Genomic DNA, 19,895 nt, shown 5'->3' on the forward strand with positions numbered 1-19,895 from the left:
GTCGTCAATTGACGACTTCGTATACTTGACTAGATTTGGATTTACCCTTAACGATTACTTTACCGAGTTTATTAAACGAATATTTCTTTCTATTATGGAGTTTCTTATAAGTATCCTCGCTTAATAAAAGAGTCGCATGAAGTTCCTTAGTCAAACCTTCGATGCGCGAGGCAAGATTAACTGCATCCGAAATCACAGTCCCGTCCATCCGCTCTTCCTCACCTATCGTTCCTAGCATGAGCGTTCCCGTATGCAAACCTATACCGATCCGAATTGGCTCGTATTTTCGCTCCTTCCTAGATAGGTTCAAATTTTCCAGTTCCTTTAACATTTCCATTGCAGCCTGCAAAGCGTCGTCCGGGCTGTTCGGAAACAAAGCCATGATCCCGTCCCCTAAGTATTTATCCACAAATCCTTTATTCTTACGTATAACCGGTCCCATTCTTCTCATATAGGAATTCAAGAAATCAAAGTTGTCTTTCGGACTCATTTTTTCGGACAAATGGGTAAAATCCCGGATATCGGAGAAAAGTATCGTCATTTCTCTTTGCACTTGGTTCCCGAGTCCTATCTCCGTTATGTTTTCCTTATTAAGGAATTTCAAAAATTCCAAAGGAACAAATCGACTATAGGCTCGGTTAACTTCCAGTAAATTGTCCGATAAACGCTCTATATACAAAAATGCCTGCGAAAAGCGGAACGAAAGCAGATAGGATTGTGCGAAAATGAAGGCAAAAAGACCGAACGGCAGATAATAACCCGTATTGATCAACGCCTGCGAATAAAGTATATCGTTAACCGAACTAATTGTCAATGCGAGCATTCCGCCTAAAGCGGTCAACGCTCCCTCGGAACCTCGATAAAGTAGTCTAGAAAGAACGAATATAATCCAGGCGATATGGATTAGCATCAATAGTTCGAAAGGAATCATTGTATGCGAATATATTCTTGCCGGCGTCAAAACGACCGTAATTGCAAGTAACGCGTGAAACCAAAAGCTAGCTTTCCTAGCTTTCGATGAGAAGACTCCCGGAAATAATGCGTCCATATAACTAACGAAAAACGGAACGGCCAAATATATGGATAAATACTCCGCTTTATTCCATAGTTCCCATGGAAGATCGGGGAACTTGCGAATTAAAAATCGTTCTCCTGTTACAACTAAGCGCAAACTAATGGCTAGGCAAAAACACCCGAAGAAAAGTCCGCTTAAATCTCTCCTGCGCAATGAGAACAATCCGAAATGATAAAACGCCATAATGATGATACTTCCGAAAAGTATCATCTCGTTGCTAGATCGATTTTCCCGAAAGGTCTGCATATCGGACTCAGTGCCGACTCGAATCGATTCCCAAAGACCTCCCTTAAAATGATGGAAGTTCGAAACTTCCACTCGAATCGTAAATTCTTGCTTAGGCAGGGATAAGTAGGCGTATTGCGGAAGATACTGCGGCCTGGAAGAATTTGAATCCACACCTACGACTCCATTTCTAACGATTTTCTTTCCGTCAATGAAGACCGAGGCAGCCGTCCCGGCGTCTTGAAATCTTAACATAAGCCGCGGAGAGTTAGGTCCGAGAAGAACTTTCAAGGAATAAGTTCCATAACCGTAGGCTTGCAATGAATTCATTCCAACCAAATTCGGTATTTGATTCCAGTTCCCGGGAACCGAAACGATTTTGGGCTCCCCCTCCTTTGCGTCGGATTTCGGACGAGAAAGTGGGAGCTCCTTCCAAAGGAACTTCCATTCGCCGTCCAATTTTACGATACCATCTTCGGGAAAATTCCACTCTCGCAAATCGAGTACTCCCTTTTCGGCTACCGGGGATATTTTCGCCGAGACTGTACGGGAGCATGAGGAAACTGAAAAAAACAGTACGCTGCAAATTCCAAAGAACAATCCGAATTTCACAGTTTTTATCATTTTCCAGCGTCCTGATCAAATAATTTCTATCGATTGCGAAGGGGCTAAATTGAAATCGCAGGAATACGATCTTCGCTTAGCAATATTAAGTTTTTTTTCTGCGAAAATCACAGATTTAAATGACGTTTAGAAAGCAAACATAGTTACCGTAAAAAAGTAGAAATCCTAAAATTACTTCAAACGCATTCATCCAATCGGGAAGTCATTAGCTTTTTGCTTTGATCTTATATGAATCGATGACTCTTGCCGAATATGTAACCGCCGCCTCCGCATTTACCTCAATGGCAACTCCTAAAGCCTCGGTTATTTTCTCCTGACTTGCTGGCCGCGTCCGTGTTGAGCCGCAATACATCCGTCGCATTGCCTTGTAATTGTGACAGCCAAGATAATCAGCTCCCGAGTTTTACCGTCTAAGAAAGCCCTCTTCGCTAAGTCCTCTATACCCTCGAAGAATTTTGGGGCTAATCCTTCCGATCTCGGCAATAGCCGTTTGTAGCTGTCCCTGATATTCATTCCAATCGAGCATCATAAACGGTTAGCTCTCTAAAAAGATCTAATTTTAAATAAGGTGAATTCGAAGTAAAGATACTTTACCTGTTTTTCGTCATTGTCAATATTGTTTTTTCAAAGAAAATGAATATTGAGTAAATGAATTCCGGAGGTAATTATACGGAAGAAATTAAAAGACATGAATCCATTCTATAAAAATGTTATATAAATATAATATTATTATTTGATATTACATTTTTTTCAAAATAGTCGTCCGTAAAAATTCGAATATGGAACCGATCGCCGTTCGTCCTGCATTTACGATAAATAATTCCTGCTTCTATTATTCTGTCGGTCGTTAGCCCGCTTCTTAAGGTCGCTTAAATTCCGCTCGAGTTCTCGGGCAGAAGTGTCGATTCATAATTAACGTTTTAAATCTTGTCTAACATTCAGTTATTTCTTTCCGGACTCTGACGAGTTTCCTTAAACAAATCGATGGATAAATACTCGCCAAGATACCGTTCGACTCGGATACTCCGTCGCCGGGGAAAAATCCGAATAATTTAATGACAAACACGATCCTTTTGAGAAATTCAAAGCCTATAATTCGTGCATCTCCTACGAAACTCTTAATCGATAAAAGCGATCGCCTATGCGTAAAAACACAAAAAATAAACCTAAAGCGAGACCAAAAAGGTCTAATACTGCGATCAAATCAGGCAAGAAATTTATCGAATCGTTAATGTCGGGTCGATTTATCGAGAATCGGCGAAACTACAATTGTTTAATTAACGGCCAGCGTTACGTCAAATCGATAGGCAAAGTATGAATGTAAAACAGCTTCTCTATTTTCTAATTTCCTCGATACTCTACTTCCATATCTCGACTCCAGTCTCAGCGTTCGGAACGTTTTCGGAAGGTTGGATGGTCGCCAAGCTGATTCAATTTGAAAGTAGAGGGATAATCTATGAATCGTACGAAGGTATTCTGGAATTAACTTACTTTGAACCGTTGGAAGATTGTGAAGCCGCAAAAGACGAGTGCTTTACGCCGGTAAAAAAGAAGGCGGCATTTAGCGTCCGACCTGAAAATGCAAATCTCGTAAACTTCCTTAGCAAGAATCTAAACCAAACCATATTGGTCCAATATAGAATTCACCGCATCAAAGCGATCTCATTGTCTACGGATAGAGAAGTTGTCGATGCTCAATTTCAGGAAAATATCTTGCCAAAAACATCCAAAGCGCGGGATCCGAAAGAGCGCCTTACGGTGTGGATCCACGCAAACGAAGATGCTTCGGTGGACAAGTTCGTAGACCGAAAAACTGGCGGAAAAAGAAATTTTTCAGTCGTCGGAAGAATACTCAGTCTCGAGTATAAAGGAACATTAGTTGGAACGTATGAAGGACTCTATCTCGATGAATCCAGGGGTAAAGTTCATCCCTTTTCCGTAACATCCGAGGAAATGGCAGGCTTCGCATTGAAAGCTCTCAAATATAATGGAAAATATTATTTAGGAATTTCAGTCGCATATGTAAGCGGATTGCGAGAATCCGATTATGATCTTTTCGAAATCAATTTCAAGGCCCCGGCCGGCGCATTGGAAGGCGCTCAATTCAAATGATCCTTATAAAGCGAGTAATGGAATCATAAATATTCGATCATACGGAACGATAAACTAATGGCTTTAGTTTAATACGTTGTTCCTAACTCAACTCCCGATATCACTTTGAATTTATTGTTGAATTTATAATGCATTTAATCGCGGGAGAAATTATCCCTGTACGAAATTCAACTTTCAATTGATTTATTAACCGAATAAAATTTTTTTGAACGACTCTCTTCCGAAGATTTTTTGCTCTCCTCAGCTAAACCCAACTTCCTTAACTCTCCGTTTAAACATCAAGTCAGGGGCTCCAATTCAGGAGTATTACTTAAGCCGTAGACAAGTAAGAGTTTTGTTTTTGTTTTGATACCAGATTGAAATCCTAAAATAAATGCGGAGTAAGTTTTCGTCTTGACGTTTGTTTTTGGAAATAGTCTTTCGAAGCAAGGTTTAACAAATGCCTCTTTTGCGAAGCAGAATGAATCGAAGTGCTAAATTCGGACGAATGACAGTCCTTTTAGTAATACTTTATTCAGTATCAATGGATGCGATCATTGATACGATCGACATTTGTAACGGAAATTGGACAGGTTTTTCGCAAACAATTCTTCGAGTCAAACCCATCAGGCATAATCTCAAAGATCATGACGGTCTTTTTTCAGGATCTTATTTCGAAGCTCAGGCGCCATTTGATCTTCAAAACAAATTCCTCCCAAAATCGGGATTCGATCTAGTATCAGTTAACCGAATTTCCGTTTTTTTGGATCAGCTTAAATCTTCTAGTTCTCCGCAATTATTAATTCAATTACTTATATCTCTTCCACCGCCTACCGCTTAATTCGACGGAGAATGCATATCCGTCCTGATCAAAGGAAAACTTTCACGACTCCCTTCTTTATATCGTAGATATGATTCGGATCGAGTGAACGGCAATTATTTTGACTGACTAAATCAAAATGAGACGTTTCGAATTTTTTTCTAACGATGCTCAAGCTCTGATTTAAAGCGGAATAAAGCACAGCATTCAAAGGATAGGACCATTTCTAAAAAAACGAACGAAAGACGGAATTCGAAAGGTAGATTAGGATCGTTCTTTACAATATTATGATAAAATATATCGCTATTTTAATACAATTCGTCAATCTGTTAACGTCCTGCTCTGGCGATAGCCTGGCCGAGGAAACCGACCCGATAAAATATCGGGAAAAAACCGTAGTGGATTACTTCTTTCGCCTACCTAAGGAATTTCTAGGTTTCGGATTAAAGACTGATGAACAGCGTATCGCTGCGTTGCTTAATTTTAAGAATCATTATGACACGAGAGGGATGGAAAAATACGCGTTAATCGAATCCTCGCCGAATACTCTCCAATTACGTGCGGGTTTACTGGAAGGAACATCGGATATCGTATTGGCGTCCTGGAAGAATGCAGAACATTCGGATATCATCGGAATCATACGCACATATTCGGACACCGATTCTTCGGAGACCTTATCGCTTAAATTTTATAAAAACGAAAGTAATTCCTGGAAAGAGATTACGGATCAAATTTTCCCCGGAATAAAAGCTAAATATTTCGAACCAATTAACTTGAAGCATCTTCCTAAAGATTCGATTCCTGCCCACATACATTGTTCCTTGATCGGGAACTACAACGACATCGCCTGTCGTTTTTCTTTAGTCGGAGAGAATCCCGAAGATTACTATAAAAAGCCCTCGATCGTCTATCATTGGGAAAAAAATCGTTTTGTATTATTAAACGAATAAAATACGGCAAAACCGAAATGCCGGAGGAATCGGGCTATTTCTTACAAATAGTCACGCCGAATCCTATAGAGATAAGATTGAAGTAAAAAACACAGTCGGGTCGAGGTTGCACATTTATCGTATATTTTAAACGGTGAAAATTTGAGTCCGACTTACAGTTTCAAATAAACTCAAATGGATTATTTGGTTTCTAAACAGCGGGTTTTCCAGAATAGTAATCCAGTTTGATCCGAATCGATTGCGGCCTTGCACTCTTGTGCAGAATTGTAACTTCCCAGCTGAACGTTCCCCCGAACCGAATAAAGCCACAAAATCCATAGACTAGTTAATAGAATAAATTTATTCATTGTTTAAATTCCCCCAAATTTCAAATCCGCTTACTTATCCGCTCGTCGATCTAAACTTAAATTGGGTAGCCCGATCTTCACTAACGCAAATCTTACTTTTTCTTTATATTCTAATAGACGAATAAATCTTATCTATTACGTATCAATTTTTACTGATAAATATCTATAAAGTCTCGAAGCTAAAATTCACGAAATCCGATGAAATATACGATTTGCATTCTTCGCAAAAAGAGTTTGGCTTTAATTTAATGATTCGGAGAAGAGAAGACAAATCATAGTGAGTATATGTCTGGTTCCCTGAATCTGCAACTCTTAGATTGCAGACGGTGTCTTGAAATTTCGGTCTATTTTCTTTAAAGACCAAGACGGATTCCAAAATATGGAATTGCTTCGTTTCTTGATCCATATAGATGGCATAAATTTTATCAAAATCCTTCATCTCTCTTCCCAAAATAAGATTTTCGATTTGCTAGATTCGATTGAATCTTCCAACGAATATTTCGTTTACCTTCAACGGCAGCAGAGACACGAATTCAGATTCAGTTAATATTCTCTATCAAGCGATATCTGATTGAAGAACTTGCTTAATAATATCCAAAAATTGAATCGGACGAAATGGTTTTACAATCCAGCCGTTCGCTCCGGCCGCTGCGCCGCTTCGCTTCATGCTTTCTTCGGACTCGGTTGTGAGCGTAAGAATAGGAACTTTTGTATCGATTTTTCTAAGTTCACGTATGAATGTAATTCCGTCCATCACGGGCATATTGATATCGGTGATCACAAGATCGAACGGACCTTCTCCGAACTTTTCGATCCCTTCCTTACCGTCAGAAGCCAAAAGAACGTCGTATCCGCCCATTCCCAAAGTTTGCTGCACTAAACTTCGCATGGTCGCAGAATCATCCACCGCGAGAATTCTAACCGTACCCATATTATATCTCCTTTAAAATAATGTTACACTTGTCGAATTAATTTCATAGTAACGACAAAGTCCGAATTCTCGAATAATGAAATTATTCGAGAAACCTGAAATTGATTCCGCCGAGCCTAATATTAGAAAACTGTCATGATTCATCGATTTATAGATTTTCCCGAACAAATTTGCTCGTTCCTTCATATCGAAATAGTAGGAAACGTTTCGACAAAGAACGAGGTCAAAACCGGAAGGAAAATCAGGAGAAATCAAATTGTGTTGTTCGAATTCCACGATCGATTTAATTTCATCCTTTATTTTAAATTTTCCGTCTTCCGCTTTGTCGAAATAACGATCCGTATGATATTCTTCCAATCCGCGACCGATTTCAAAAGGAGAATAGCATCCTATTCTTGCTTTTTCGATTGTTTCCTTTGCGATATCCGTAGCGAGAATTCGAACATTCTTATATAAATGCGGCAATCTTTCTTTGATTGCTATAGCTATTGAATACGGCTCCTGTCCGGTGGAACAAGCGGCGCACCATATTCGAATTTTCTGATCTTTTAATTCGTTAGAGCGCTCTTCCATCCGTTCGACTATTTCGGGAAGTATCCTTTCTGTAATTGCTTCGAACATGCTTGTATCGCGAAAGAATTTCGTTTCATGAGTAGTAATTCTCTCGATGACTTGGTCTCTAAAATCTTCCTCATGGTTGTTTTCAAATTTCTTTGAAAAATCTAGAAAAGAACTGATTTGATGGTCGGTCATCATATCCGATAATCTGCTCTCCAAGAGATATAACTTTTCCTCGCTCAGATAGATTCCGGTCGCTTTTTGCAGGACGTTTACAAAGTGTATCATCTCTTCTTTCATTTAATCTATCCTCTTCCCATGGAATCGGATATTTTATCCGCTATACCTTGAATATCGAGCACTTCGTCTACTAGACCATCCTTAATCGGTTTATTAGGCATTCCGAATACGACACAACTTTCCTGGCTTTGAGCCAATAATAGGCTTCCGGACTTTTTCATTTCTTTCATTCCAATATATCCATCCTCGCCCATCCCCGTCATAATGACGCCGATCGATTCGTTTGGAAAATTGCTCGCGATGGAGTTGAATAATATATTTACGGAGGGTTTACACAGTTCTTCCAAAGGACCGTCGAATACTTTTGCTATCGGACCTTTTTGGCTTTGGAAAATCTCAAGTTGCTTACCGCCGGGAGCGATATACGCTGATCCACTTTCTAGGATCTCGCCATTTTCCACTTCTTTAACTTTTAATTTTGTAACTTGGGAGATGTTTTCGGCGAGGTAGCTGGTAAAAAGCGGAGGCATATGCTGAGCAACGACTATACTTCCTTCTATCTCGGTCGAAATTCTAGAAAACAAATCTCGCAACGATTGGGGACCTCCGGTCGATATGCCGATGGCACAAATCGCATATTTCCGTTTGAAAGAACTTTTTGGAATTCTACGAATCGAATCTATTTTTACGATATTCTTAGCTTTACTGTAATTCTGCGCGTGGATTGCTTTAATCTTAGCCGTTAACTGCTCCAACGCCTCTCCGATTCTTTCGGCAGATTCGGAAAGACCATCCGGTTTGGATACGAAATCTAGAGCACCCATCTCCATCGCCTTTATCGTGACCTTAGCTCCCTCCATTGTGAGAGAACTAAGCATGATCACATTCGTGGCCGGATAGTTTGCTTTAATTTCGCGTAAGGTTTCAATTCCGTTCATCTCGGGCATTTCTACATCCAAGATTACGAAATCCGGTTTAAGATGCGCGATCTTAGGTAAAGCGTATTTACCGTCTATCGCGGCTCCGAGGAATTCGATCTCAGGGTCTTGAGAGAACGCGGCCCTGAGTAGGTTTCTATAAACGAGAGAATCATCTACGGCCAAAACCGAAATTTTCTTTATATCTCCCGTCAATTCCATAGGGTGCCCCATCGTAATTCCTCTTCCTTTAATCCTTCATTAAATCTTAAACTGGTTTACCAACGAGGTAAGACCCGCCGCTAATTCCTGCAACGATTGTGAAAGTTTAGATACGCGACCAGAATCTTTTGCACCATCCACGGAAGCGGTCGATATGCCGTTAATATTTTTAGTTACGTCGTTCGAGGTTAAGGCCGTCTGGCTAATATTCGTCGCTATTTCCTTCGTTGTGATCGATTGTTCTTCGACCGCAGAAGCGATGCTACCGCTGATTTGATTCACTTCGGCTATCACGTTCGTGATACGACCGATAAATTCGATCACTCTTTCAGTGCTTCTTTGGATGGCTGAAATTTTGTTTTTAATCTCCTCGGAAGATTCTGCGGATTGTCGCGCCAACTCTTTTACTTCGGACGCAACCACTGCAAAACCTTTTCCCGCGTCTCCTGCGCCGGCCGCTTCGATAGCAGCATTCAATGCGAGAAGTTTGGTTTGTGATGCTATATTCGAAATACTTTCAATTACATTACCGATCTCTCTCGCGTTTTCACCGAGTTCTTTTACAACTTCGCCCGTTTCGAGTGCGGTTGAGTTAGCTTCTCGAGCGATCTTGGCGGAGTCCGCAGCTTTCTTCGCTACCTCTCCGACCGATACAGACATCTCTTCAATCGAACTTGAAACCATACTCAAATTTTGATTCATCTGAGTGGCAGCTGCCGCAATCGTTTGCGATTGCTGAGACATCTGCTCGGTTCCTGAAGATAAATTTAAGCTAGCGCCGGAAAGATCGCTGGAAGATTGGAGTAAAATATCCCCGTTTTCCTTCAATCTAGCGATCAATCCGGCCGTATTGATCAGCATGCTTAAAATAGCTTTGTCTAATTCTCCAATCTCATCATTTCGGTTATGAACAACGTTAACCGATAGATCTCCCGTCGCAATTCTATTCGCAACCTGAGTGGACTCTTTTAAGGGTTTCAAAATATAACCTATATTATAAAATCCCCATACTATTTGCGTTACCGCAAAAAGAGCCGCTCCCGTATACGCGATCAAATGATTTAAACCGAAATAAATCGAACCTGCCAAAAAGGAAAGTCCTATTACGTTTGCAACGATATACGCCGTTAACTTGAAACGGATGGAAAGCCATCTTGAGCTGGTGGAATCCAATGTGGTCTTACCGGATAATATATCCTTATACAGTTTAGCCGCCGATTCCACTTGAGATCGGTTCGGTTTTCTCCGAACGGAAATGTATCCGACCGTATTGCCGTTTTCGATTCTAGGCGCAACATTCGCATCGACCCAATAATGATCTCCACTTTTACTCCTATTCTTTACGATCCCTCTCCAAGGTTTGCCTGCTTGTATCGTATCCCAAAAATCTTTAAAGACGCTTCGAGGAATATCAGGGTGGCGAACTACATTATGCGGTTTGCCTACCAATTCATCTTCGGTAAGACCTGCGATTTCCAAGAATTCCCTGTTTGCGTATATGACCTTTCCTTTTAAATCGGTCATCGAAACGAGCGTAGTCCCATCGCGCATCGTAACTTCTTGGTCTGTGACTGAAACGGACATTTGTTTCCGTTCGCTCTCTACTTGGTTCTTTTGTGAAACAAAGTTAAACATGCTTTTTTCCTCTTACGCGTCCTCTAAATGCAATAATTCTTCATGGTTTAAGACGATTAACGTTTCGCCTTTAAATACCGCCACATTTCGAATATACCGGCTTTCCCGCTCATCCAAATGGGAGGGACAAGGCTCGAAATTCTTTTCGGATACTTCGATGATATCCGAAACTTCGTCTGCAAGAATGGCAAAAGCCTGTTTCTTACCCTTCAATCTTATGATAGAATACTTATCTTTATCCGGATTTGATTTCTTTCCGAATAGATTCTGAAGATTCAATATCGTCACGACGTCTCCTCTTAGATTCACTATTCCTTCTATATAAGGAGGTGCACAAGGTATCCTTAAAATTTTTTTATTATGATCCACCTCTTTGCATTCGGCAAGAGGTATTCCGTATATTTCTCTGCCAAGAAAGAAAGATAGAAATTGTTTATTATTTATTTCATCCATTCAAGTTTCCTTCATTAGTGTATATCCACTAATGTCAAATTCCTACTTATCTTACTCATCACCGTCTTACCATCTATTATGATTACGATTTGTTCGGAGATGACGCCGCTGCCCAATACTCCTGTGGACAAATCCTCGCTTTTGGTAAACGACGGAATTTCCTCGACTACGTTTACGATTTCTTCGACTAGTAAACCTTTTCTGCCATCCTCGAAGTGCATAAGAATAACGGTACTTTGAGAATGAACTTGCTCGTTCGAGAGGTTAAAGTAATTCTCCAGTCGGCAAAGCTCCAAAACTTCGCCTCTATACTGAATTACTTCTCTCTTCATAATATACTCGATTTGTTTAATATCGATTAGTTCGATTCTCTGAACGTCGTTCGAGTTTATACCGAACAATTGACCTCTCACTGCAAATAGCAGGTACTGATCCTGTGATATTTTTTCCTTCACTGAAAGCGATTTTGTTTCTTCCAGAATATTCGCTTGAAGGCTGAGATATTTGGCAATTCCGGATATATCCAAAATAAGGCTAACACTCCCGTCTCCAAGAATCGCGGCGCCTGTGTACAAATTAAGGCGGGCTAAATCCTTAGTTAACGGCTTTACTACGATCTCTTCGGAATTTTCTATCTCTTCGACAAGCAATCCGAAATGATGCTTCTCGGTGTGGACAACGACTAAATATCTGCTTTCCGTAATAGAACTATTCGAAAGTTGAAGGATCTTATTTGCACTTAGTATAGGAAGTAAATGCCCGCGTAACTGATAGACCTCCTTATTTTCTATCGAAGAAACTAATTTTCGATCCAACAATATCAATTCGCTAATATTAGCTTGCGGAATAGCAAGATGCATACCGGCAGTCGCTACCATTTGACAGTTTATTATGGATAAAGTCTGAGGGAGTGTTGCGCTAATAATCGTTCCCTTTCCGGAGACCGAAGATATCGAAACCGAACCGCCGGCCTTCTGAAAATTCATTTTCACGACGTCCATTCCGACCCCGCGACCGGATGTTGAAGATACGGACTGCGAAGTGCTAAAGCCTGGAATAAAGACTAACTCCGCTAGCTCTTCCGTCGATTTTCTCTCCGCTTCCTCCGGGCTAAGTATTCCCCGCTCGATGGCCTTCTCTCTAATCCTTTCGAAATTCAGGCCGCGTCCGTCATCGCTTACTTTCAGGATAACGTTCCCTCCTCGCAAAGCAGCGGAAAACAGGATATTACCTTTAGCCGGCTTTCCGGAAGCCGTCCGTTCGCTTGCAGTCTCGATACCGTGATCGATTGCGTTCCGAATCATATGCGTAATCGGATCTGAAATCGTATCGATAATATTCTTATCCAACTCGACTTCCCCGCCTTCAAGATGGAGCTCGACTTCCTTACCTGTGATTTTCTCCAAGTCTCTAACTAGTCGCGGAATTTTTTTATAAAACGATTCTAGCTTTTGAAGACGAGTCCTCATTATGCTTTCTTGCGACAACGTAATGAGTTGGCTTAGGTTTCGCACGATTGACAGTAACGAGTGATCCTGATAGGATTCCACTTTCTGTAATAATTGGTTTCGAACGATAATTGTCTCGCCCGCCAAATTAATCATATGATCGAGAGTTTGAAGAGGAATTCTTAAATACGACTCCGCCTGAACATTCGCCGCGTCGACTCTTACTAATGAAGAGGATTCGTCCTTCGGCTTCGAAATAGGATGAAATCCGTTTTCGACTCGTCCGTTCTCTCGACTCTCAACGACAGCTATGAATGCATTGGTTGGAATATTCGTTTTCCTTGATATTTCGGCTACGCTTAAGTTCGATAAGACAACGAGGTACCGCTTATGGGAACCGTTCTTGGACGATCCGTTTTGAGAGGAGTCCAGTTGGCCGGATAGTAGGATTTCACCTACTGTCGAAACGACCGTCGAGACAGGATCATTTCCTGCTTCCTCGTCGATTTCTTTGGATTGATATTTTAAAAAAAACAGGGAGCTATTCTCGGTTTTTGCTTTCTCCACGTATTTCTTAGGAATGGAAACTTTAGATTTTTCTTTCGGAACGATTTTTTCCCCATTCTTTTCTTCCGATTTCCGAGGATACAAACCGAAGCTGGCTTTTTCACCGGATTCGAATACCGTTAAAAAGGAATTAATTCGAATCAAAAGATCTTCGACATCCCATTCACTATTCTTTTCTACCTGGGAGAGCATTTTTCGAATTTCATCTAAGCAATTAAGAATAAGCGCGATTTCCTCATCGGAGGGCTTGGTCTCGGTCTTTCGTCTATAATTTAACAGGCTCTCCAGAGAATGTGATACTTTTGATACTGCAGGAAGATCGAATATTGCTGAATTTCCCTTAATAGTGTGGATTACGCGAAATAGAGTATTTACCTGTTCTGGTTTATATTCTTTTTCAATATCAAGCACTGCCTGTTCCGCTAAATCGAGCAGGTCCGCGGATTCGGCCAGGAAATCCTTCAACAAACTCACATAATCAACTTCCATCTATCCCTCTTCTACGGCGAGCCACTTTAAACGATCAACCAAGAAACTTAATATATTAATAATAAACTGATATTATTGATATATTATTACATAAATATAGAACAAAAAAATAACTTTCTATCATATCGTATCATCGATTCTAACATTCGATCTTAAACTCGACTTTCTATTTCTATTTCGGAACGAATTCGATCTATATTCTCTCCCACAAGAGGTCCTACGTCGCGAAGAAATGCTTTTAAAGCTTCCGAACGGGAGGAGAATGCTGAAAGGACATGTCTTTTATCCTCCTCGTTAAACTCGTGAATATAACGCTCACCCCAAAGTTCCGGCTCGATCTTCCACCAATCCGGAACAGCCTCTTTCAAATTAAAATTGCATCGAAGATATCTTTCCATCAAAATGCAAATCGCGATGACTCTATACCGGGCATTATTCATTTGAAATTAAAATCCTCAAATACTCAATTTCATAATATATCAACATATCGGAAACTGTAGCTCGGCGGCCACTCTTCGAGAACAAGACTCGCTTGTGTGATCGTTTAGTTCGTATATCGATACTTTACAATCCGATTGTCTTGCAAGATTTTGAGTCAAATTCAATCCAATTCCGAACCCGAAGTCGAGGGCATGAAATCGCTCGTCATAAATATGATTCAAACGGAAAAAAGGTTCGAAGACTTTGAAATAGTATTCCTCGGGGATACCGGAAATTCCTGTCTCGCCGATCGAAATGTCATTCATGACGATAAGCGAAATATAGCTCCGATTGGAATATAAGAGAATATGAATTTTTGAGTTCTCCGGGGAGAACTTCATTGCATTCACCATCAGCTCTTTAAATGAAAACTTCACAAAATCCGGATGCGAATAGACGAATTGATCAAACGATCTATCTTCGAAGAAAATCTGCTGATTCTTAATTTTGGCGTATTCTTCGAATTCAGCGATGCTGGATCTAATCGAAGATAGGACGGTTTCAAAAAGGGTACGTTCTTTATGTATAGCAAGATCGAACAAAGATCTGAATTTTTCTAGTTTGTCGGTCCAATCGCGAAGTATATCCTTGTTCTCAAAAATGGAATCAAGCAAATCGATAGGTACGGAATATCGTCCATTCTCGCGAACGAGAAACGATTCGACCAAATCCAATCTAGTAATTAAGGAACCGATGCCTAGCCCCTGAGAAATGCTATGAGTCAAATTATCTAGAATATTTTTACCGATCGTAAGACTTTCCGAGCTTCTTCGATTCTCCTTCCATTGAAGCCAGGCTACTTCGGATACCAAATTCTCTTCATTTAATGCCTTCTTATGAAATTCACTAAGACGACTTTCTTTTTCGCTAAGCACGGCAGAAATGCATTCGACGATTAGATGGATATCTTGCCCCTTATCCAATACGCTATGAATCCAAGGTAACGAAGATATATTCGGATCGAGCGATTCCGACGCCGCATTTATGAAGAAAACGCTACCCGGAGACAATTTTCTTAAAGATCTCAGAAATTTCGTGCAATCGATGTCAGTAAAGCTGGGATCAACGATGATCGCCGGCGGCTCTGTCAACATGCAGTTCTCCAAAGCATTCGCAACGGAAGACACGTATATAATGCCGTATTTTCCTTTCTCAAAATATGTGGATAGATTTTCGGCATAGGCGGTATCGGAATCTATATAAAGGATATTGTTTCTCTGATCGGACAAAAAATTCCTCCCGGTAAAATCCTCAATCAAATCGGCACTCATAAACTTTGACACGAAGCTATCCTAATATTCCGGCGAACCTTATCGAGCGCGTACGGAAAATATTTCTTTCGACCTAAATACAAGGACGGGTTTTAACAGGCCGATCAACAGTGATGGCTTAAAAAAAATTGGCGCATTATAAATTATTAATTATAAGAACTATATACCCTTGAGTAATGTATTCGATTTGTGTTCCACCGGCAACGATCGCCGCAATTTTGTGAAGAATGAATTGTTTTTCTCCCCCTGAGTGAATCTAGTTCAATCATATCTGCGGCATTTCAGAAACAATTGGCGCATTTCTCGAAAAAATCGGTGATAGCAAATTTCCTGAACTTGAGAAAAAAGGAAAATTCATGGCAATGATTCGTAAGCTGAGAATTTTCTATGAAAATCGGATTCTCGACAACTACCGATATTAAATTCGTCCCAATTACATATATTTCTTCTCTTTCGAAGCAAAAGAATATGGTTTTATACTAAAGTGTTTGGCGGAATGGCGTGAAAGCGACTTAAATACGAATTTCTACAATATGAAAGATGAGATTACTTCGGGTTCTTTAGATAAGTATTGTCGAATGGTCGCGTAATTTCGAAGGCTATCCGAGAGAGAAAGCCGCCGCATTTTGCTCGGAAGCTTATGCAGCGAATGCCTTGGACAATAAAAAAACCCCCTTAAGGGCGGGGTCTACTCTATTTGCTTGCATAATCTAAAAAGAAAATTCTTTCACTCTCTTTTTCATTAATTACGAATGTAAGTTATACTTTTAATTTTCATTCAAAAGAAGAAGAGCTGCCTCTTCGGAGCAATCATAAGCTTCGATTTCCAATACAAAATCGTCGCCGGAATTAAGATTTGTGAGAATTTCGAAACCGTTGCCTCTTAGGTCGCCGGAGACTACTTGATTTACTCGCATATACTCGACGTTCGCAATCCCGTACGTATATCCAAAATCGGTCATAATAATCACTTTGCTATCTTTTCCGTTAATTCCGGCGATCGTCCCCTTCATTACAACTACTCCCTACTTGAATATTAACAGGTTCTTTAGGATAACTTAGACGTTGGAATCTTACTAATTAAAAGGAAACTTTTATTCGTTTAACAATATTTTTCCGCACATTTTGCGTCGCAAAATGTAAGATGTGTGTCAGATTAGTTTAGCGTTGCTGCCGGCTCAAAATAGCAGGAAGAAACAACCAATCTAATTCGAAGATTCCTAATCAAAATTCGGATTTCCGTTAGATAAGCTTCTTGCGGAATATATTCGACGCATTGTTCGAAAAAGACGAATGCAATAACTATTTTCCTTGACGTCCCTCTATTTTTTGTGATGCTACGGAGTCCCGCCCGCATATGGATCCGATTTATTTCAATTTTTACTCGTTCGGCTCCCTACTAGCGGCTTTATTCTCGGCGTATGCGGCATTTTTTTTTCTCGGAATAAAGGATAGAAGCAAGGCGGCGCTCAACATAGGCATCGCCACTTTAATCACGACTTTCTATCATTCCGCGTACGCTGTCGGTTTCTCATCCTATGACGAATGGACAATCTTCCATAGATGGTTCATGATTCCGATTCCTTTAATCAGCTTAATTCATTTATTTCTTTTCTTCTTTTATTTTCCGGAACCCCAAAAGGAAAAAATCGGGTTAATTCTTTTTGGAATCCAATACTTAGGAATCTTAATAGTTACAGGATTCTACGTAACGGTTTCGTTAAGGGCTACAAGAACATTCGTATTTGGAAGTCATCACTGGGATTTTCAAACACCCTTGTTTTATAAAATATTTTCGCTAATAGTTTTGATCTATATCATATGCCTAATTGCGGCAGGCGTCTGGAGAGCCGTAGTTGAGAAAGGTAAACAAAGAAGGGCAGTTATTTATATTTTATTGTCGTACTGTTTTCTAAGCATCTTTTCGGGAATTATGAACGCATTAAGCAGGGACGGGACGGTTTCTCGGGCGGCGTATCAGCAATGCGCGGATCTAACCCTCGTCGCCGGCTACTTCATCATGATCGTCTTATATATAAATATCACCAAAGAGCGAACGACCATACTTAGTCGGATCGTCGGCGTCGCTATGGCGACTTTTTTACTCGTATTTCAGTTAGTCGGCTATGCAATTCTCAACGGTTACGAATCGTCCTTCGATACGATTCAAACGAAAACCACCCGATTAGTCGTTTTAAACGGAGAAAGGCCGGATGATCTTTCTTACCTAGTTTCTTTCGATCCCGAAACATCAAAAATTGAAACCGAGTTCGGAAGCAAGGATAAACGAACTGGAGCCGATGATAAAGACGAGTTACGAATGCTCTATTATAAAAGTAAACTAATCCGATTGGGAAACCTAAAAGGAGATCAGCGCTGGGAACGTTCGTCTGAAATTATACGGCAGGATCCAAAGCATTTCTCCGTATATCGGGCCGGTTTAAGAGAGTTTTTACTCTCAAAAGGATCGGAAATCGTCTCGGATGAAGTAGTTCATAGTTTTTTTATTCATTTGGAAAGTAAGTTAAGGGTAATTCGAAGTAAATTCTATAATTCGCCGCAAAAGAATGATAAATCCTTAGCATCCAAGCTTTTCGTTTCGAAAGAGCCCGGCGTATCGGCGACTCTGGAATCATTTTCGAAAATATTCCTGTCCGAAGTCGAAAGCGGAAAAAATGGCGAAGAGATGAACAATATATTCCTATCCACCTTGATTCCGATTCGAGAGGAAGGTGAAAGAATATACCGAGGAATCCGGACATTTCGTCCGGGGGATGAAAGGCCGAAATATTACGTTTCATACATATACACTCATCCCAAGACCGGAATAATTTACGAAGCCGGATTCGATTACAAATCTTTGAGACGATACCTTCATCAACCGGCTTTGATATTGGTCGTTTCCCTGCTATCAATAGTGTTCGTGACTGCCGTAGGATTTAGACTTTTCTTTAAAGGTGCATTATTAACTCCTTTAGATAACATTGTGATAGGATTAAGAGAAGTTAATTCAGGTAACTTAGATTACCGACTAGTTCCCCATGTGGAAGACGAAATCGGTTTTATTGCCCGTTCTTTCAATAGGATGACTCTTTCGATTAAGGCGGCAAGAGCGAGGTTGGAGCAATATGCCGCAGAGCTGGAAGGAAAGGTAAAAGAAAGAACGAGAGAGTTGGAGCACACATTAGATGAGATCAAGGAGCTAAAACAACAACAAGACGGCGACTATTTCCTGACTTCCCTATTAATACGGCCTCTCGGTGAAAATAAAGCTACACAAGAAAAAGTGAAAGTAGATTTCTTCCTTGAGCAAAAAAAGAAATTCTCATTCCGAAACTACGAAGAAGAGATCGGAGGAGATATGAATATCGCGAATCATATCGAACTCAAAAACAGATCCTTCACTGTTTTTCTAAACGCGGACGCCATGGGAAAATCCATGCAAGGGGCCGGAGGAGCCTTGGTTTTGGGGGCCGTATTCGAATCCATTATCGAACGCACACGTTTGATCGGTTCGATTCGCCTACAATCTCCGGAATATTGGCTGAAGAGCGCCTTTACGGAACTTCATAAAGTTTTCGAAAGTTTCGACGGATCGATGTTGGTTTCATTAGTGATGGGACTCGTAGACGATCAAAGCGGAATTTTATACTATATAAATGCGGAACACCCCTGGACGGTTTTGTATCGCGACGGTATTGCTTCCTTTATCGAAAACGAACTTCTATTTCGGAAATTAGGTACGACAGGATTGGAGGGACGAGTTTTCATAAAAACGTTTCAGTTAGAGCCGGGAGACGTTATCATAGCCGGTTCCGACGGAAGGGATGATATACTTCTATCCACCGACGAAATGGGAGGAAGAATCCTAAACGACGACGAGCAACTTTTTCTTAAACTAGTGGAGGAAGGAGGCGGCGATCTCAAACGGATTTATGAGAGAATCTTAAGCCGCGGACCTCTCACGGACGATCTTTCCATGATAAGACTTTCATTCTCCGAAACGAATGAACAGGTCAGCGCAGAGGAAGCGAAAGAAAAGGAAAAGATAAAAAAACTTCTAGTCAAAGTAAGAAAAATGACTAAGAGCGATGAGATGGAGGAAGCGATCTCGTTTTTGGAAGAAGCAGACACGCTAAACAATAGAGTCCCGGAAGTAAAAAAGAATTTCATTCAACTTTATTTGAAAGTTAAAAACTATCGCGAAGCCGCACGATATGCGGAAGATTATTTAGATTTAAAACCCATAGATAATGACATATTATACATAGCTTCCTTTGCCGCAAGGAAAGCCGGATTACTTAGAAAAGCTCTGAACTTCGGGGAACGTTTAAGATTAAGAGAACCGAGTCATCTAAAGAATCTAATCAATTTAGCCCAAATTTACATCGTATTCAAAAAATTCGACGAGGCTGCTTCTACTATAAGGTTTGCCATTGAACTCTCGCCTGAGAATAGTACGATAATGAAGATCAAAGATCTTTTGGATCGATTGGTTGAAAAACAAGAGAGTGAAAATCTTTAACTCGCTTTAAAACCGAATCGATGAAAT

The 19,895-nt window shown here is 40.5% G+C and carries 15 protein-coding genes; 4 read left to right on the forward strand and 11 right to left on the reverse strand.

The window, feature by feature from the left end:
* Window positions 1-4 precede the first annotated feature (4 nt).
* Entirely contained in the window at window positions 5-1,924 is a 1,920-nt protein-coding gene (locus LEP1GSC050_RS19700; protein ID WP_010570074.1) for a 7TM diverse intracellular signaling domain-containing protein, read from the reverse strand.
* Between the two features lie 303 nt (window positions 1,925-2,227).
* A complete protein-coding gene (locus tag LEP1GSC050_RS21340; RefSeq protein WP_408605412.1) occupies window positions 2,228-2,437 on the reverse strand; it encodes a carboxymuconolactone decarboxylase family protein in 210 nt (69 codons plus the stop codon).
* An 801-nt stretch (window positions 2,438-3,238) separates the two neighbouring features.
* On the opposite strand from LEP1GSC050_RS21340, the gene lsa26 reads away from it, so the two are divergent.
* From lsa26 to LEP1GSC050_RS19720, 3 genes are all read left to right on the forward strand, one after another.
* Entirely contained in the window at window positions 3,239-4,036 is a 798-nt protein-coding gene (lsa26, locus tag LEP1GSC050_RS19710; RefSeq protein ID WP_010570076.1) for a surface adhesion protein Lsa26, read from the forward strand.
* A gap of 487 nt (window positions 4,037-4,523) precedes the next feature.
* The gene (locus tag LEP1GSC050_RS19715) at window positions 4,524-4,856 is read left to right on the forward strand and encodes a hypothetical protein (protein WP_232225842.1); all 333 of its coding nucleotides are present in this window, start codon (window positions 4,524-4,526) and stop codon (window positions 4,854-4,856) included.
* A gap of 266 nt (window positions 4,857-5,122) precedes the next feature.
* Window positions 5,123-5,785 carry a hypothetical protein gene (locus LEP1GSC050_RS19720; protein ID WP_010570078.1) on the forward strand — a complete coding sequence of 221 codons (663 nt, stop codon included), beginning with the start codon at window positions 5,123-5,125 and terminating at the stop codon, window positions 5,783-5,785.
* A gap of 903 nt (window positions 5,786-6,688) precedes the next feature.
* Here LEP1GSC050_RS19720 and LEP1GSC050_RS19730 read toward each other — a convergent pair.
* The 9 genes from LEP1GSC050_RS19730 to LEP1GSC050_RS19770 all read right to left on the reverse strand — a co-directional run bounded on the left by LEP1GSC050_RS19730 (window position 6,689) and on the right by LEP1GSC050_RS19770 (window position 16,356).
* A complete protein-coding gene (locus tag LEP1GSC050_RS19730) occupies window positions 6,689-7,063 on the reverse strand; it encodes a response regulator (protein WP_010570080.1) in 375 nt (124 codons plus the stop codon).
* A gap of 12 nt (window positions 7,064-7,075) precedes the next feature.
* Window positions 7,076-7,921: a CheR family methyltransferase gene (locus LEP1GSC050_RS19735; protein WP_010570081.1), complete on the reverse strand. Its 846-nt coding sequence runs from the start codon at window positions 7,919-7,921 to the stop codon at window positions 7,076-7,078.
* Between the two features lie 5 nt (window positions 7,922-7,926).
* Window positions 7,927-9,012 carry a chemotaxis-specific protein-glutamate methyltransferase CheB gene (gene cheB / locus LEP1GSC050_RS19740; RefSeq protein WP_020987906.1) on the reverse strand — a complete coding sequence of 362 codons (1,086 nt, stop codon included), beginning with the start codon at window positions 9,010-9,012 and terminating at the stop codon, window positions 7,927-7,929.
* Between the two features lie 27 nt (window positions 9,013-9,039).
* Window positions 9,040-10,635, reverse strand: coding sequence for a methyl-accepting chemotaxis protein (locus LEP1GSC050_RS19745; protein ID WP_010570083.1), 1,596 nt, complete (start codon window positions 10,633-10,635; stop codon window positions 9,040-9,042).
* 12 nt (window positions 10,636-10,647) lie between these two features.
* Window positions 10,648-11,088: a chemotaxis protein CheW gene (locus LEP1GSC050_RS19750; RefSeq protein ID WP_010570084.1), complete on the reverse strand. Its 441-nt coding sequence runs from the start codon at window positions 11,086-11,088 to the stop codon at window positions 10,648-10,650.
* A 14-nt stretch (window positions 11,089-11,102) separates the two neighbouring features.
* The gene (locus tag LEP1GSC050_RS19755) at window positions 11,103-13,592 is read right to left on the reverse strand and encodes a chemotaxis protein CheW (RefSeq protein WP_040911954.1); all 2,490 of its coding nucleotides are present in this window, start codon (window positions 13,590-13,592) and stop codon (window positions 11,103-11,105) included.
* A gap of 152 nt (window positions 13,593-13,744) precedes the next feature.
* Window positions 13,745-14,032 carry a hypothetical protein gene (locus LEP1GSC050_RS19760; protein ID WP_010570087.1) on the reverse strand — a complete coding sequence of 96 codons (288 nt, stop codon included), beginning with the start codon at window positions 14,030-14,032 and terminating at the stop codon, window positions 13,745-13,747.
* A gap of 39 nt (window positions 14,033-14,071) precedes the next feature.
* Window positions 14,072-15,301, reverse strand: a complete 1,230-nt coding sequence (locus tag LEP1GSC050_RS20445) for a sensor histidine kinase (protein WP_232225843.1) — start codon at window positions 15,299-15,301, stop codon at window positions 14,072-14,074.
* 809 nt (window positions 15,302-16,110) lie between these two features.
* The gene (locus LEP1GSC050_RS19770) at window positions 16,111-16,356 is read right to left on the reverse strand and encodes a hypothetical protein (RefSeq protein WP_010570089.1); all 246 of its coding nucleotides are present in this window, start codon (window positions 16,354-16,356) and stop codon (window positions 16,111-16,113) included.
* Window positions 16,357-16,700: 344 nt separating this feature from the next.
* Between LEP1GSC050_RS19770 and LEP1GSC050_RS19780 the strand changes: the two genes are divergently transcribed.
* Window positions 16,701-19,868 (forward strand): SpoIIE family protein phosphatase, encoded by a 3,168-nt coding sequence (locus LEP1GSC050_RS19780; protein WP_010570091.1) that lies wholly within the window; start codon window positions 16,701-16,703, stop codon window positions 19,866-19,868.
* Window positions 19,869-19,895: the final 27 nt, after the last annotated feature.

The organism is Leptospira broomii serovar Hurstbridge str. 5399, from assembly GCF_000243715.2.
In the GTDB taxonomy this organism is placed as follows: domain Bacteria; phylum Spirochaetota; class Leptospiria; order Leptospirales; family Leptospiraceae; genus Leptospira_B; species Leptospira_B broomii.